The sequence below is a fragment of the Micromonospora sp. BL1 genome (genome assembly GCF_003667485.1).
Classification (GTDB): Bacteria; Actinomycetota; Actinomycetes; order Mycobacteriales; family Micromonosporaceae; genus Micromonospora; species Micromonospora tulbaghiae.
The window spans coordinates 1-465 of record NZ_RCVK01000034.1; the positions used below are offsets into that span (position 1 = coordinate 1).

General features: G+C 74.8%; 1 protein-coding gene. It reads right to left on the minus strand.

The features are described from left to right. On the minus strand, positions 1-465 hold a 465-nt coding region (locus EAD96_RS00150), incomplete at both ends, for a CdaR family transcriptional regulator (protein WP_233585301.1).

Consider the following 465-nt stretch of genomic DNA (forward strand, 5'->3'; position numbering starts at 1 on the left):
GTGCAGGGACAGGCACCTGTCGACCGAGTCGAGGTCGGCGTCGAGGATGCGGCCGATACGGGCCAGCCGCTCGTAGAACGCCGGCCGGGACAGGTGCGCGGCGGCCGCACCGGCCGACTTGTTCCGCCCCTGCTCCAGGTACGCCCGCAGCGTGCCCAGCAACTGCTCCCGTGGATGCTGGGCGTCGTAGGCGAGCAGTGGCCCGAGTTCACGCTCGACGAACGTCTGCAACCTGGGCTCGTCGCGTAACAGGTGCAGCAGCCCGGCCAGCCCGACGTGCGGCAGGCGGTAGCAGGGCAGATCGCGGGGATCCCGCCGGGCCGCCTCGGCGACCTGCCGCGCCTCGATCAGTGACCGGCGTGCCTCGCGCAGGCTGCCCACGCCGGACCCGGCCGCCACCACGATCGCGGCTCGGGGCGGCGCGTCGACCGGCCGCGCACTCGCCGACGCCACGGCCCGTCCGGC